11 protein-coding genes are annotated in these 15,527 nt (G+C 39.7%); 3 read left to right on the top strand and 8 right to left on the bottom strand.

The genetic code is table 11. The features are described from left to right. Positions 1-28: 28 nt before the first annotated feature. From ACJJIZ_RS02595 to ACJJIZ_RS02575, 5 genes are read right to left on the bottom strand one after another with little or no spacing between them, the layout of a single operon-like run. Positions 29-1,267 (bottom strand): glycosyltransferase family 2 protein, encoded by a 1,239-nt coding sequence (locus ACJJIZ_RS02595; RefSeq protein WP_444906815.1) that lies wholly within the window; start codon positions 1,265-1,267, stop codon positions 29-31. Continuing rightward, positions 1,264-3,366: a glycosyltransferase gene (locus ACJJIZ_RS02590; protein ID WP_444915130.1), complete on the bottom strand. Its 2,103-nt coding sequence runs from the start codon at positions 3,364-3,366 to the stop codon at positions 1,264-1,266. The genes ACJJIZ_RS02595 and ACJJIZ_RS02590 overlap by 4 nt, the downstream gene beginning before the upstream one ends. Before the next feature lie 13 nt (positions 3,367-3,379). Beyond that, the gene (locus tag ACJJIZ_RS02585; protein WP_444915129.1) at positions 3,380-6,511 is read right to left on the bottom strand and encodes a glycosyltransferase family 4 protein; all 3,132 of its coding nucleotides are present in this window, start codon (positions 6,509-6,511) and stop codon (positions 3,380-3,382) included. After that, complete coding sequence (locus ACJJIZ_RS02580) at positions 6,501-7,478, bottom strand: NAD-dependent epimerase/dehydratase family protein (RefSeq protein ID WP_444915128.1); 978 nt, start codon at positions 7,476-7,478, stop codon at positions 6,501-6,503. Before ACJJIZ_RS02580 ends, ACJJIZ_RS02585 begins: the two co-directional genes overlap by 11 nt. Positions 7,479-7,493: 15 nt before the next feature. Next, on the bottom strand, positions 7,494-8,723 hold the full coding sequence (locus ACJJIZ_RS02575) for an NAD-dependent epimerase/dehydratase family protein (RefSeq protein WP_444915127.1): 1,230 nt from the start codon (positions 8,721-8,723) through the stop codon (positions 7,494-7,496). A gap of 409 nt (positions 8,724-9,132) precedes the next feature. Between ACJJIZ_RS02575 and ACJJIZ_RS02570 the strand changes: the two genes are divergently transcribed. Further along, complete coding sequence (locus tag ACJJIZ_RS02570; RefSeq protein WP_413663866.1) at positions 9,133-10,479, top strand: methyltransferase; 1,347 nt, start codon at positions 9,133-9,135, stop codon at positions 10,477-10,479. Positions 10,480-10,502: 23 nt separating this feature from the next. After that, a complete protein-coding gene (locus tag ACJJIZ_RS02565) occupies positions 10,503-11,501 on the top strand; it encodes a hypothetical protein (RefSeq protein ID WP_413663867.1) in 999 nt (332 codons plus the stop codon). 74 nt (positions 11,502-11,575) lie between these two features. Here ACJJIZ_RS02565 and ACJJIZ_RS02560 read toward each other — a convergent pair whose 3' ends face one another. Both ACJJIZ_RS02560 and ACJJIZ_RS02555 read right to left on the bottom strand, forming a co-directional pair. After that, complete coding sequence (locus ACJJIZ_RS02560) at positions 11,576-12,214, bottom strand: glutathione S-transferase family protein (RefSeq protein ID WP_444895618.1); 639 nt, start codon at positions 12,212-12,214, stop codon at positions 11,576-11,578. 115 nt (positions 12,215-12,329) lie between these two features. After that, on the bottom strand, positions 12,330-12,758 hold the full coding sequence (locus ACJJIZ_RS02555) for a VOC family protein (protein ID WP_444895617.1): 429 nt from the start codon (positions 12,756-12,758) through the stop codon (positions 12,330-12,332). 239 nt (positions 12,759-12,997) lie between these two features. On the opposite strand from ACJJIZ_RS02555, the gene guaD reads away from it, so the two are divergent. After that, positions 12,998-14,392, top strand: coding sequence for a guanine deaminase (gene guaD, locus ACJJIZ_RS02550; protein WP_444915126.1), 1,395 nt, complete (start codon positions 12,998-13,000; stop codon positions 14,390-14,392). A 1-nt stretch (position 14,393) separates the two neighbouring features. Here guaD and ACJJIZ_RS02545 read toward each other — a convergent pair whose 3' ends face one another. Then, positions 14,394-15,380, bottom strand: a complete 987-nt coding sequence (locus ACJJIZ_RS02545) for a hypothetical protein (protein ID WP_444915125.1) — start codon at positions 15,378-15,380, stop codon at positions 14,394-14,396. Between the last annotated feature and the right edge of the window lie 147 nt (positions 15,381-15,527).

The raw sequence follows: 15,527 nt of genomic DNA, 5'->3' as shown, positions 1-15,527 counted from the left end.
ACCTCCCCGGCCTTTTTTGTATAAAGCCCTACCTGGTCCGGCGACGTCCTCCCAACTTATGCCAGAGAATGGCGCGATAGATTGCGACAGGCAGTCTAAAGATTCCCGTAACCAGCCACCAAAATGACTCATAGATGGCAATCGTCTGATCCACTAATGGATGATCCTGGTCGAGCCTTTCTGGATAATGATCGTGTCGCAATATGCCCCGATGAAACAGAAATCTGCGTAAAGGCCGGCTCAGTCGCCAACTAAAAGACTTGGTTATACGGTTTAAGTTATCGGCGAGAAAGCTCTCCGAGGCTATCTTTTGCTGTGTGAGCAGTTCGAAATAGTGGCTTTTGGACTTATTTTCATTCTGCCAATCAGTATCAAAATCCATCTTTGTTAGCCAATCGCTTTCCCCGAATCCATCTATCTTGCGCAGATCCGATGTGTATTGAGGGATAGTTATCTGATTTTTAATGATGGCCTTGGAAATGCGATATACATCAGCATTCATCCGGTCAGGGTTCTGCAATTCCCGACTAAGCCTTTGCTGAAAGCCGGACCGGAATTTGAAATGGAGAAGATGAGCGCAATTTTTACTGAGAGGAACCGGCGTACATGAGTGGGTTGAACGTAAATATTGAAAACCCGTCCGCCAATAAACCAGCGGAATTTTATAGGATTTAACAAAGTAATCAGAAATACCAGATATTTGCGCTCTGGCTTTGGAGCGAATTTCAAAAAAAGGAAAAGCTAATATACTTTTTTTCTTAAAGTTTTTATAAGATACATAGTTAGGCGTAGATTCCATTAACTCAGAAAGATTTCTTATGTCATATGTATTCCCTTGAAGGTTGTCACTAAAGAAATCTATTAGTGGAGTATATAGAGCAAAAGCTAATTCACTCTGCATAAGTTGAGTCGTAACCTTCAGTGAAGCTTTACCTAAAATTTCAGGTAACCAGAGAAATTCATCAGCATCTACCACAAGAGTCCATTTTCCCTGACAGTAGTCCCGGGCAACTCTGTTAACCCAATCTACACCTGCGTTAGCCTGGGGGTAGCCACAATCAACTTCGTATAGCTGGACATCATTCTGCTTCAGTAGATAGCTTACCGAGTTATCGCTACTTCCCGTATCCACTAGGTGGAAACATGTCACACCTAAAGACCGGTAGTGGTCGAGAAAAGCCGGGAGAATATCCAATTCATCACGGAAGATACAAATAAGGGGGAAGCGTGTTTCACTAGCACTTTCAATGTACTTAACTACTTTCAAACTTTCACCCTAGCGAATTTACGCAGCTTTCGAATCGTTCGCTTTAAAAACCCTGGCTTATATTTTCCCCCTCTATTTTTTTTGGCATCTTTTTGCTGTTTTCTTAGTAGTAGGAGGCTTTTCTCTTCCGAGTCGAGCCCTTCAAGGTAAGGACTTATTTGCCTGAAATCTCCTTCTTCTTGAAGGTGATTTCTGAATTTCATAGAGTTGTCACCGGTGCGATAGTAATATAAAGGATCAGGATAATAGGATACATTTTCCTTTGCTAAAATTAGCTTGCTATAGAATTCAATATCATCCTTACCTGTTCTATACCTCTCTGTATAACCTCCGTGATCTCTAAACTTAGTAGCTTTTATCAGGCACGTCGCATCACCGACTATATTTACTTTCGTTGCCCAAGCTCTAGCTGGCCCCATAAAACGAATTTGAGTTCCGAGCTTACCTTCTGGAGTATTAGGTGCCCCCTTGCCGCTGAATCGGATAGAGCTACAAGTCAGGCAATCAATATCTGCAAAAGTTGCCGCGCTAACCAACTTATCTACCATTTCCGGCATCATGACATTGTCATCGTCAAAAAAAAGTAGATAATCTCCGCTTGCATTTTGTGCTGCAGTATTTCTAGCAGCCCCTACATATCGGTTTTCCTGGTATACAAACTGCCAGCCATTCTTCTGATAGTGACTTTCTAAAATTTCCAGCGCGTGTAGCGCTTCTTGTGAATGGCTACCATCATCAACCACAATAACTTCTATGTTCTTATAAGTCTGATCTTCAATGCTTTTTAACGCTTGGTAGAGAAAGTCTGGACGCTCAAAATGAGTTACGCATATAGAAACTAAGGGATCATGTCTATTGGAAGATCGGGCGTTTTTAATAATTGAATGCTCTTGGCCATGCCATTTATTCCATACATCTAACGACTTCTTAAGCCTCTGGTGTTTTATACCCGGCGCAGGCAGTTTCTTTGCATGTAATTCTAACTTTCTCGCTAAAGCAATATGATTTGGCTTGAAGAGGATTTTTTTTCCATTTTCGTCATCAAGTAACTCTCGAGTACCACCAGTATCAGCAGCAATAAATGGTACTTTAGTTGCAAGGCATTCGTAGACAGAAATCGGGGAATTCTCTAACAAAGCTGGGATCACAGCCAAACGTCCTTCTCCACTCAAATACTCTACAGCCTGTATAGCATTACAATCACTTATAAATGAGACTTCTGTACTCCAATGCTTCTGGTTTTCCTCTATGAATTTTCGCGCATCAAATCGATAAGAGTGTCCTCCCAAAAAAGTAATCGATGGTAATCTAACCCCTCTTTTAGCAAGAGTGTTTAATGCATTCACAAAAAGAATAATCCCCTTACGAGGTTCAAGACGCCCGAAAAACACCCATTCTTTTGTCTCTAAGTTACTATTTTTTATGGCTTCATTATCAGGTAATAGATCGTCCAAAAATACATTTGGCCAATAGTAACTGCGCTCAGGCAGGCGGTATTTATTATTTTTCATCCAGCAGACTAAATGCTGACTCCCACAGATCAGAGTATCTGCCATCTCAGCACTTCTACGCTCCATAAATACCCACCCCAATTGCCGTTCCTCTTTAAGGAATTGTTGATTACCTTCGGCAGACCAGAGTGTTGGGGAAGAACCTTTAACAGCAAAATGTATATCTTGGAATGCAATACCAAGACTCTTGGCAAGTAATGCTATATAACCCATTCCACGCCATTCTGAAACATGGACAATATCAAAGCGATCATTTCTCTTGAGCCACTCATAGGCTGCATAGGGCATTGCCATAGTGCGAGCCATTGTCGTTTTAGCTAGTGCCTGCGGTGCAACACCATGAAATTCAACATTAAGTTTTGCAAAAAAATTTTTTGTGATTTTCATTTTCACAGGATTTTTTGCTAGACCATTAACGAAACAGATGGTGACTTTGTGACCAGATCTCTGTAGAAAAACAGCCAAATGAAAGTAAGCCGTTCCAATGCCACCATTTTTTATTGGACCAAACATATCCTCCGTTAGGATGCATATACGTTTAGGTTTCTGAACAGCTTCAAGGCGTAAATCCTCGTGAAGCTCTTTCATTATTCAAGCCACCTTAGATCGCAACTAGCATTTGTTTAAGATAACGCAATCGACCATTTCGTAAGACAAGTCCATTTTCCTTAACACGTACGGTAATCTCTGAGTTTTCCTGCTTTATTTCAGGTGTTAATGAGAACCGGAATCCATACCAAGCTAGTTTCGGGTTTCGAGTACCGAAACGTTCCACATAACGATTCGCCGTGGCTTCAGCTACAATGTTTCCGTTTACCTCTAAGACAATCACTAAATTTTTAGCTATATTGCTTCTATCCCATGCCCATCCCTCAAGAACCCGTGGATCGAGTGCAAAAAGCTCTCGTGGTGGAATTGACCCCTTAATAGGTGAGCCAGTATATCCCTTAAATATACGTTGCAAGGTAGTACCTGATTTTTGAATCACAGCCTGAAAACTAAACTTGGGTTTAAATTCAGTTTCATTGATTTTTCCCTGCTCATGGATAATTTTTGCAATATCATGTTCAGGCTCATCCTTACCTTCTACTGTATAATCCTTGTCTACAAACTCTCCTACCTCTGCGTGATCTTGCCCATATAAAGTGGTATCTTCGGTATCTATCCCTTGAATGTTTTCAGGTGTGTTATTTTCTGTTTTAGAGAAGAAACTCCAGGTATATTTTTGGTTAAATATCTCCTCAACAGCTACCTCATTAAGTATTGGACTTCCAGAGATAGCTGCAAATACATTTTTAGATAGTTTTATAACCCGTATAAAACGGGTGTAAGTCATTTCTTGATCTTCTAACAGAAACTTAATATTAAATTTTTCACCTTCTTCCCATTTATCTGGAATTGGGAATCTATGTAAAGTAAGTTCATTATCTTGTAGCTCCAAAGAAATTGATTGGGGCTCGCCATTAACAATTAATTGCCTATTTCCCGGACCTTTGGCTACACAGAGCAAATGGGAATTTCTCTCGTCCAAACCAACAACTACCCTCGGATTACGATTTTTCATTTTACGAGGCCGGTCGGCATGTAAAAGCCACACAGGTTCCTCATCCAAACGATTCTTATCCCGATAAAGTGCTGGTCTTAATTTAGCTCCAATAGGCTGAGCTGAAGGAAGAAGGGCTAGTTTACGATAGGCAATATTATCATTTTCAATCAACGACATTGAGCGAAGGTAGACAGAGTTAGCGTTATTTCGAGATTCTTCCAATTCCTCTAAATAGTAATCACTACGAAGATGGCACTCAGGAATAACCATCAATTCAAACCCAAATTCTTTGTTCGCCCTTAAAATATATTCTTGTACCAAACCGTAGCGAATATCATAAGGGAGTATTGACCCCACCTTGCTTGATACCAGTTTTGGGATACAAATAATATTTGTGCCTATTGCATTTCCAAAGCTGATCTCAGAGACGATATCTCCACCTATCGGCATTACCACCTTGTTTTCAGGTAGAGATAAAAAGCTAGTGATTATGAATTCATGATTTATTTGAAGAGTTTTGCGTAACTCACCACAAAATTTTCCACCTAATCGAGAGGATGTACCATCACAGAGAATGCAAGCATCTAGAGTACTTTCAGAAAGACTTTTTGCCAGTGCAATCCCTGCTGGAAATCCAATGAAATCCACCAAACTACAATTGAGACCGGCTTCCAATAGAAAGTTAGAAGCTCTCTCAGCAATATTTTCAAGATAGGGATCAATTAATAAAAATTTGATGGAGTCGGGTCTATCAACTAAAAGTGCCTCAGAAAACTCCATAACACTCTCAGTATCCCGCAATAGAACAACCACTTCTAGGGTCGGTAGCTCCATCTCATTAGAAGCTGTTAAGGTGGGAGAGCCTGTAATCTTGGTGATCGCTTCAGCGCCACTATACTGCTTAAAAAGATCTGCTAAGTAGGCATGAAAACCATACCAAACTTGAAGGTTATAATTGTTATCAAAACTGGAATGCGCAATCTTATGCCCATTCTTCAGTACCTCTGCTAGCCTTTTCGCAAGCTCAAATGCGTAGGGTGCGATAAGACAACTTTCATGGTCTTCTTTTGCGATAAGCTCTGGAGTTCCCCCTACTCGCGTTGCAATAAAAGGAATATTATTCTCTAGTGTTTCATATACTGCCATGGTGGAGTTTTCAATCAGGGAGGGCATTACCGCTATCATATCCCTGGAACATAAAAACGAGAGAGCTTCCGGCTGGTTATAATCTGTGATGCAATTGACTTCAAAACTCCAAGTAGATGCTTTTCGCTCAATATAGTCCGCAACCTTCTCATTGTTTTGATTAGGTAAGGCTTCACCATATTTACCTAGGAAATTAACTCTGGTAGGACAAGTCCCCGTCCGCTCAAGTAAATCCAGAGCGGTACAAAAGAGCTCCAATCCCTTCCGCATTTCCAAACGACCAAAGAAGGTCAATTCGTTAGTGCGAACTACATCACCAGGCTGTCGATTAATGCGTTTATCATCAACGGGAACTTCAGAAAAATCGAGAATATTTGGCTGAACATAAGTTGATGTTGGCAGCTTATAGCCGACATAGCGCATAAAGCAAAGTAGATGTGCGCTACCACCAATTACCATATCGGCAAATTCAACACATTTCTGCTCAGCAAAACTCGCTGGTAACAGCTCCCTTTTTACCAATGGCTGCATTTGATAATGGCGATTCCAGAGGTGCGGGGACGATGTCTTTACAATAAATAATGTATCTTTAAACGCCAATCCCAACTTCTTAACCATCAACGCATAAATTAATCCACCTCGCCATTCGGAAGTGTGGATAACATCAAAACGTCTCTGTTCAATTAACCAGCGGTATGCCGCACTATATCGTCGCTGCCAACCCTGTGAGGGGCCAATTATTGTTTCATCCGTGTGCACCAAATAGTGCAGTGAAACACCAAAATTGGAATATTCCTCAACCCAATACTCAGGTGTTTCATTCTCAACTGTTTCACCTTTTAAGTAGAGCACATGTACTTCATGCCCATGTGCTGCCAGTCCTTTCGCTAGGTGATAGTAGGTTGAAGCAATCCCTCCATTTCTCACCGGACCTAGGATTTCTTCTGTGGCTATACAAACTCTGAGCTTCTGGTCCGACTCAAAACCTGCATAAGCATTTAAATCAGGGAATGATTCTACTGAAAATTTGTCAATCTGCATTCTGTAGGGCCCTCTGCGAGAGGCTAGGCTTCAGAACATCCTCCTTATTGACAAAGTAATCCCATGTAATTTGAATACCGTCCCTTAATGATACCTCCGGCCTAAAGCCCAAGTACTGTTTTGCTTTAGTAATATCCGTATAGTTATGGCGCACTTCACCTGCCCTGAAAGGGTGGTTAGCTATTTCAAGATCTTCATGGCAGCCCGAGACATCCCTTAGTAAACTAATTACTTCGTTAATTGACGTCGGCTGGCCGCTACCCAGCTGAAATACCCCATTTTCTCTCTTTTCCAGAGCCCTAATTATTCCCTGGCAGAGATCGCCTACAAAAATAAAGTCTCTAGTCTGATAGCCATCTCCGTAGACATCACAGACCTGTCCTTTCAGAATATTTTTAATAAAGGCTGCTATCACACTTCCTTTGTGAAAGGAAAGCGGACCATAAACATTAGAGAATCGTAAAGAAGTTATTGATAATCCATAACTTTGAGAATATGCAGAACAGTAGGCCTCTGCTGCAGCCTTAGACGCACCATAAGCCGATGCGGGATTCACTGGCATTAATTCGTGTACTGGTGGATCAGCTTCTCCAATGATCGCCCCACCTGTAGAAGCATTAATGAGATGTTTAACCTCATACCTTCGCATCGCTTCCAGAAGATTGACTGTCCCTTGTACATTTACTTCAAAGTTATAGACTGGATTATTTATTGAATTAATAACACGTGTATCTGCAGCTAAGTGTATAACAGCATCAGCATGCTTTACTGCCTCATCTACATCCCGCTGATTTCTAACATCTCCTCTGATAAATTGATGAGGTATTCCGGCTAATGCTGCAGTAGTGCCAGTGACCTCATTATCTAAAACTAAAATTTCGTCATATAAACTCAAAGCATTGAGATATTTGACTAAATTTGAACCTATAAATCCACATCCACCAGTAATAAGGATTCGCGTAGACATAGCTAAAGCTACCCACTAAGAAATGGTTTCTGTAACTTCACTAGTTTTTTCCCGATAGGAAATATCGGCTAGTTTATTACCTTGTGTCCAATAGGAAACGCAAGGTATTTTTGTATGATCAGCCCGATCTTGATATTGCATTGTTATATCTGTAATTTCTTGCAGAAGGCTATCTTTAATAAGAATCGGCTGCCATCCAAATGAACGAAGTAAATCATTTTTTACATTGAGATCATTTCTCTCTGCCTCCTTTCTCGGGTTTGGCAGATAACTTATTTCACAGTCTGTCAGTGATTGAACTAATTGTGCAAGATCGGAAAGTGTTTGCGTTTCCGCCATCTGATTGAGAATCAGTGGCCGTTCACCGAGTTCCGGTGGATGTAAAAGTGCCCGCTCAATACATTTGCAAGTATCAGAGATATGGATAAATGCACGAGTTTGACCACCTGTGCCATGAACAGTCAGTGGGAAACCGACAGTCGCTTGCATTAGAAATCTATTTAGGACTGTGCCGTAGTCCCCGTCATAATCAAAACGATTTATCAGACGCTCATCCAGACTAGAGAGTTCAGTCTGCGTTCCCCAAACAATCCCCTGGTGAAGATCGGTAATACGAAGCCTGTCATTTTTCGCATAATACTGGAACATCTGCGAATCCATCGTCTTGGTCATATGGTAAATGGAGCCGGGATTAGGCGGGTAAACGATGGAGTCTGAAATTTGACGACTATCAACTGTCTCTATTTTTACATCCAAGTAACCTTCAGGTATTGGTATGGGCTCCTCATGGCCGTAACCATACACTCCCATTGTACCGAGGTGAACCAAGTGAATATCAAGCTGCGTCTCTACAATCGCATTGAGAATATTATGAGTACCACAAATATTATTAGCGATCGTATAATTTTTAGTAGCGCTGCTTTTCATCGAATAGGGCGCAGCGCGCTGCTCACCAAAATGAACTATACTATCTGGCTTTTCCTCCTCTAGGAGATTTACAAGATCGTTAAATTTCTGGGAAACATCCAACTCGACAAAGCGAATAGCCTTTCCCGTTAATTCAAACCAGGTATCAATACGCTCTTTCAGTTCTCGAATCGGTGTCAATGATTCTACATTGAGCTCACTATCAATTTTTCTTCTAGAAAAATTGTCAATAATAATAATTTCATGACCTAAATTACTCAGATGTAATGAGGTTGGCCATCCACAAAAGCCATCGCCACCGACTATTATCAGTTTCAAAGAGCCACCTCCACAAGTTTTGCCAACCAGGCCGTTGGCAGATCAATTTATTCAGGATTGAGGTGTTATCGTCTGCTGCTTAATTGGATAACGTGAATCTTACAAAATCCAATTTATAACACAGGCTTTCCAGCTTTACCGATTATACGAGTTAGCATCCGCGCCAACTTTTATAGATTGCACCTTGAATAGTTTTCTCAGAGAAAATAAATTTATTATTTGACAGCTCCAACTTTCACATTTATGAATATTTTCATAGCTTAAGAAAATCAGTGCTAGCTGCGAGCATGTACTCAATAATAAGCAATCTTATTATATTTGATTTAAATCGAGCGCAACTGCACCTATTTGCAGCATGCAAGTCAATATCCACGCCAAAAAACCTGGTTACCATTACTTGGAAAATTAAATGTCTACTTTAGAAATCAATCAGCTGGATAACTTTGAACAAGGGAAGCAAGCTGCATTAGCTGGAGAAATAGACCTGGCGAGAGAGTTATTGCGTCCAATTGCCGATCTCAACCCTTTTCATCCGGCTACTTATTTTCTGTGCTATGCCGAATCAAAAAATGGTTCGATTCTAAATTGTGATAAGTATGCGCTGACCTTCATCTCAAGACATCCACACCATGTAGGCATGAGAATAATCTCCGCTATGCTAAATATAGCTAAAGGAGACATAGATCAAGCTGAAAAAGATATAAAAATAGCAATCAAGTGCAACCCAGAACATAAACGAGCTCTGAAAGTCTTTGACCAAGTCAAACTGATACGAATCGAAAATAACGCCAGGGAAGCGATTGAAATTTTAGACACTTCCCGTTCTCACCCTGCATTTTCAAAACTTTCCCGCTCAAAGGCAGCAAAACAACTGAAGAAAATAGAACCTTTAGAAGATTGGGACAATCATGAATTACAGGCTAAAATCGCATTTTTCCACAACTGCACTAATATACGCCACGCACTGAAGAATTTTGATTCGGATCTCATCACTAGTGCCGTTGAACTCGGCTACTGCTCATGGCCAAGAAAATTACATAAATATGTACAAGGGTGCAATGTTTTAGATGTCGGTTGTGGTTTTGGCGGCTATGCCATGGGCTACCTCTGTGCTGGAGCAAACAGTTATACCGGTGTAGACCCAGCAATGTCTTTAGACTCCAGGAGGGTTCGCAATAAAAGGATAAGAAAGTGGGTTAACGCTCCAATGTCCGGCCAGGACATCATGGATTTGATCCCGGATATTGATCTACGCCAGTGCTCTACCCGCGATCTCGTCGGTATAAAGACCTTTGATACGGTTTGCCTTCACAATGTCACTGAGCACCTATTGGAAATTGAGGGTGTATTCGAGGATATTGCGGGGCTGTTAACCAAAGGAGGGAAAATTATATTTCTGCATCACAACTTTTATGGCTGGAGTGGGCACCATATGCCTCCTCATAATCCATCAGTTTTGGATGAAGGGAATCCAGATCATCTTAAGTTTTGTGATTGGAACCATATTAATATTGTCCGCCATTTGCCACATGACCACTATTTACACACACATCTAAATCGCATTCGAATCGATGAATTACGCGCATTAACACGTAAGTATTTTAATATCGAAACCTGGGAACTACAGCCTTCCCATAGTAATGTTTTAGAGCGTTTAACTCCGGAAATAGAGACCAGGGTAAGAGAAGAAATTCCTGATATTACACTGGATGAAATGAAGACAAATGTTGTTTTTTGTGTAGCTTACGCTAAGTAATCAATTATTTCCGGAGCAAAATAATGTACGAAATTGATGATGCGGAAATTGCAAGGGGTTGTTATGTACACCCAGAAATTTCATTCTCTAAAACTGAAGTCCCCCAGAGCGTATTTGAGACACCAGGGATGGTTTCGATTGCGGAACGTAAATTACTCTATTCATTGGCGTCAAAAAACTTTCAGCAAAAAGGGTATATTGTTGATGCCGGAAGCTTTATGGGAGCATCTGTGGTTTCTCTCGCACATGGGTTGATGAGTAACTCAGATTTTTCAAACAACAGAAACTCAAATATATTGGATAGTAAACCTATTAGTAGTTATGAATTGGGTTTTCTACCTAAACCTGCAAATGGTTCGGATCGTGTTTGGGAGTGTGACTCACTAACCTATAAGTTTGGTGAATCTTTTGTTCCAATACTAGAAAATAGTATTTCTCCATTTCAATCATTGATTGAACTAAATATCGGTGATTTTAATGAGTTTTCCTGGCCTGATAATCCAATTGAAATTTGTTTTATTGATGTATGTAAAACTCAGGACCTAAATAAACATGTTTCAGCAGAGTTTATGCCAAAGCTTATTGAGGGCGAATCATTTTTCATTAATCAAGATTTTTTCTTTGATCGTTTACCATGGATTAAAGTAACCATGGGATATCTTGAAGATTATTTCGACTGGTATGGGCAAGTATTCTCAAGTTCAATCTATAAGTGTAAAAAACCAATTCCTAAGGAAGTAGCTGAATACGACCCATTCACCGAAGCTAGCCTAGAGGAATGCTTGAAGCTCCACGATAATCATCCTAAAGAACATCTAACAGATGCTCACAAATTAAGAATGTGCTTGTCTCGCTCATATCTTATTGCAATGAAGGGGGATAAAGATGAAGCACTAGATTATCTCAAAGTAGTTGAAAGTGATTATGAGCATATGATGGATGAAAATACTTCTATAGACAGAAATGATCGTTTTCGATTCAACAGAGCTGTTCGGCAAATAAAAAGCGGAATTTTTAGTTGAAAACTAGTATTTGGGATAAATTAGAAAGGTCAGAAGTATAATTTCTGACCTTTTAGTTCAAACTATACTTAAATTTAAGCGGGACTTATATTCATGTCTTTTTCCAAAGCTGCATCAAGTTCATGAGCTCGTTGAAATGCTTTACGCTGAGATAAACGAGTTACATACTCCTGATACTCTTCACGCTTATCTATAGTTCCAAACTGTAACCCCCACCCCAGCTGTGCACCAATATATACATCTGCTGCTGTAAAACGTTCTCCAACAATATACGGGTTTGATTTAATTGCACTAGAAAGCGTATCTAGTGCCAATTTATAATTACCGTAACCCAACATTTGCTGTTTATCTTTAGCCACATCTTCATCAAAGATATATTTATTCACAATGGCGGACTCCAGAGGTCCAGCCGAATAAAACATCCATCGGTAATAATTGGCACGCTCTTCGTTATTTATCGGAGACAAACCTGAATCGGAAAATACATCTGCCAAGTAGACACATATTGCTGCTGCTTCAGTTATTATTTTGTTGTCGTGCACTAGTGTTGGAACTTTCCCCATGGGATTCAAAGCAAGATACTCTTGCGATTTCATGTCTTCGCCATATTCAAGTACTTTGGTTTGATAGGGTACTGATATCTCCTCTAACATCCATCGAACAATACAGCCTCTCGACTGAGGATTCGTATAAAAGATGATTTCATTTGCCATGTCAATATCTCGAAATTATGTGGAGACATAAATTTTAGCTAGGCAAGTATCATTTCTTCGAGAGATTTACATGTCAAGTTATTAAGTAAAAGTACTATCTATTTACTTGGATAATTCACTCGGCTAATTCAACAGTTATATTCTCAGGCCCCAAGAGAAAAGCTAATTTTTTATCTTGATACTCCAATATTCCGCTTCTTGTACTAATTCCTTGCTTCGATAAATACTCTAAAGCTTCATTCAAATTATCTACCTTTAAACACAGATGGTTATAACCGGGCCTTGCCAAGTCAATTAGTGATGGATTAGTTTTAACCACTGGATTTCGGTAGTGAAGTAGCTGTATCTCAAATTTCGGAGATGACTGCTTTAGTACCATCGTAAAGTGATCTGCTTCTACATTATCCACCTGGAGATACCGTGACGCTTTCTCGCCAGTTAGATAATTTTTGAGTAGAAGCTCAAAACCCAGCAATTCAAAAAAACTGACACTTTCCTCTAATTTCGTAACAACTACTGTTACGTGATCTGGGTGTTTAAACATGGATTGAGAGCCTTCAATCTGGATTTAAGTACAAGTTTAGATGTAATTACTTAAGTTTTTTCCAAATACAAAATATACAAATCAAATTTTTGTATTTTCAAGCAGGTTATTACTCAATATGTAAGTTAATTTGTTGTTTTGTATTCCAGCTCATCTAGAGACAACCAAAATATATTTGTCGCATTATCTTTCAAATGCTAAATATATAGGTTTGCTTATTGTTTTAACGGAGTGAACTAGTGGTCGAATCTTTATCCTTAAGCAGCAATATAAAGTCCAATATAGCTATATTATTTCTATTAATCTCAGCCTCTAGCAACTTTGTTTATGCAGAGACAACTATATATCAAGGTGACATACTTCATTTTACTTCCGACCCGGCGAAGACTAATGAAGCTTATGAGTATGTTGAGGACGGCGGATTAATTGTCAAAGATGGAATAATTGCCGGGATAATTTCTGAAGAAGAAATTTCGGAAAAACAAAGAGGCGCAGAGATTATAGATTATCGCGGCAAGTTGATACTTCCCGGCTTTATCGATTCTCATATTCACTATCCACAGACGGGAATGATTGCGGCTCATGGCGAGCAATTATTGGAGTGGCTTAAAGAATACACCTTTCCAACTGAAAGTAAATTTTCCGATCAAGAACATGCAAAAGAGGTTGCAGAGTTCTTTATTAGTCAGTTACTAAAGAATGGCACAACATCAGCACTTGTATTTGGTACCGTTCACCCGGAGTCTGTAGATGCTCTCTTTGAAGTCGCTCAACGGGAGAACATGCGACTAATTGCAGGTAAGGTACTGATGGACCGCAATGCGCCAGAATATCTGCAAGATACACCCGAAAGTGCCTATTCCGATAGCAAGAAGCTAATCGAACGTTGGCATAATAGGGATCGATTGAGCTATGCCATTACTCCAAGATTTGCCCCGACAAGTACTCCTAAGCAGCTTAAGCAGGCAGCTAAGTTACTAGATGAATATCCCGATGTGTATATGCATACCCATGTTTCCGAAAATAAGGATGAAATTAATTGGGTAAAATCATTGTTCCCAGAAGCAAACAGTTATCTTGATGTTTATAACATATATGGATTAAATCGGGACCACTCAGTGTTTGCTCATGGTATTTATCTGGATGACCAAGAGATGGAAAGTATGGCTTCAGTAGGTAGCGCTATAGCTTTTTGCCCAACGTCTAATCTGTTTCTAGGGAGCGGATTATTCCCGCTTAATAAAGCTGAGGAAATCAATGTTAGTGTGGGCCTGGGAACCGATGTAGGAGCCGGCACCAGTTTCTCGATGTTAGAGACTATGGATGAGGCCTATAAGGTAGTTCAGCTACAAAAATCGATTGGAAATAACAACAATATAAAGACACTCTCTCCGCTAAAATCTTTTTATCTTGCAACCTTAGGATCTGCAAAAGCATTGGATATCGATGACAAAGTTGGAAACTTTGAAAAAGGAAAAGAAGCAGATTTTATTGTCATTGACTTAAAGTCAACTGATTTAATGAAGTTTAGAATGAAGTCTGTAAATACAATTGAAGAAAAACTATTTGCACTTCAGGTTCTTGGCGACGATAGAGCTATATACAGCACTTATATAATGGGTAATAAAAAATAGTTTATTTGGAGTTTGATATGGCGTGACCTATTTTTCGATACTCTTCTTGTACTCGCTCTAGATTGTCCACCCCGAGGTAGTAGTCATCTTTGCCATAAATGCTTTCCCAAACAAACGGGTAAATGGCGATAATCTTGGGGTTTGCTATCGCAAAATTATAAGCTTGGCGTGCCTGGCTAATTATTTGTGGTTCTGAAATACTACCGAAACCTCTATTCGATGTTTTAAATGCTCTCGGTATTAAGTAATATTCAACATCTAAATGCGATGTCTTTATCATTAGCTTTTCTACCAATTGTTGCTGGAAGTTTTCTCCTACATAGTAATTTACACCAAGTAAATTATATTTCTTAGGGATTAAATTCTTAAACTTCGATTTCCTCACAGTTTCATTCATAAATGTAATTGCTCTTTTTGCGTTAGGAAAGCTTTCTTTAACTAATTGAGCAATTTCTTCAAGATATAGCTTTAACGTTTGATTACTTAATTTTGAGCGATGGAATGGTTCATCTAACGAATCGAAGGCCATAATTATGTCACTAAATGGCTCAAGTCGTTTCTTTGCTACTTCCCACCGCTCCAAATAATCCGCTCGTTTTCTGAAGGTCGGATATCCATCAAAAAATATTGGGGCTAGTTGTACCCAAACCTTTAATCCATGAGCCCTTGCAGCCTTCATAATACCGATTTCATTGAAATAGACGTCTACAAAAGTAGTAAACTGTGACACCTCAGCAATTTCATCTATAGTCCACCCGGAATGAAAGAATCCAAATTCCACTAAGTGTTCAGGCACAATGTTTCCCGGGTTTACATATATAGGCGAAGTGATATTTCCATGAAGTAGCAACGCTTTGGGGGACTGTAGATTTTCAGCTGTAGTAGGTTTGTTACTAGTTTTAATAGAGGCTGCAGTCACTGCGTTAGAGTTAGCAGTCAAGGGGGCAAACAGGAATAGTAAATACGCGACAACTAACATCCATTTCATAGTTGATAGCTTCTTCAATCCATAAACATACAAGCATCACGTGTAACTATAGTCGTTAGAAGGTGCGGGCAGGGTAGGGGGAGTAAAAGTCTTTTGGAGTTTTCCAGAAAAAAAAGCAGCCGAAGCTGCTTTTATGTCGCCTGGAAA

The organism is Microbulbifer maximicatervae (SeqCode), from assembly GCF_052467225.1.
This window is presented reverse-complemented; position numbering and strand designations above follow the sequence as displayed.

What these genes read in the sequence shown, in the direction of transcription:
- ACJJIZ_RS02565 (WP_413663867.1), top strand. Translation starts at nt 10,503, where the DNA reads ATGTACGAAATTGATGATGCGGAAATTGCAAGGGGTTGTTATGTACAC.
- ACJJIZ_RS02545 (WP_444915125.1), bottom strand. Translation starts at nt 15,380, where the DNA reads ATGAAATGGATGTTAGTTGTCGCGTATTTACTATTCCTGTTTGCCCCC.
- ACJJIZ_RS02580 (WP_444915128.1), bottom strand. Translation starts at nt 7,478, where the DNA reads ATGTCTACGCGAATCCTTATTACTGGTGGATGTGGATTTATAGGTTCA.
- ACJJIZ_RS02560 (WP_444895618.1), bottom strand. Translation starts at nt 12,214, where the DNA reads ATGGCAAATGAAATCATCTTTTATACGAATCCTCAGTCGAGAGGCTGT.
- ACJJIZ_RS02585 (WP_444915129.1), bottom strand. Translation starts at nt 6,511, where the DNA reads ATGCAGATTGACAAATTTTCAGTAGAATCATTCCCTGATTTAAATGCT.
- ACJJIZ_RS02555 (WP_444895617.1), bottom strand. Translation starts at nt 12,758, where the DNA reads ATGTTTAAACACCCAGATCACGTAACAGTAGTTGTTACGAAATTAGAG.
- ACJJIZ_RS02590 (WP_444915130.1), bottom strand. Translation starts at nt 3,366, where the DNA reads ATGAAAGAGCTTCACGAGGATTTACGCCTTGAAGCTGTTCAGAAACCT.
- ACJJIZ_RS02570 (WP_413663866.1), top strand. Translation starts at nt 9,133, where the DNA reads ATGTCTACTTTAGAAATCAATCAGCTGGATAACTTTGAACAAGGGAAG.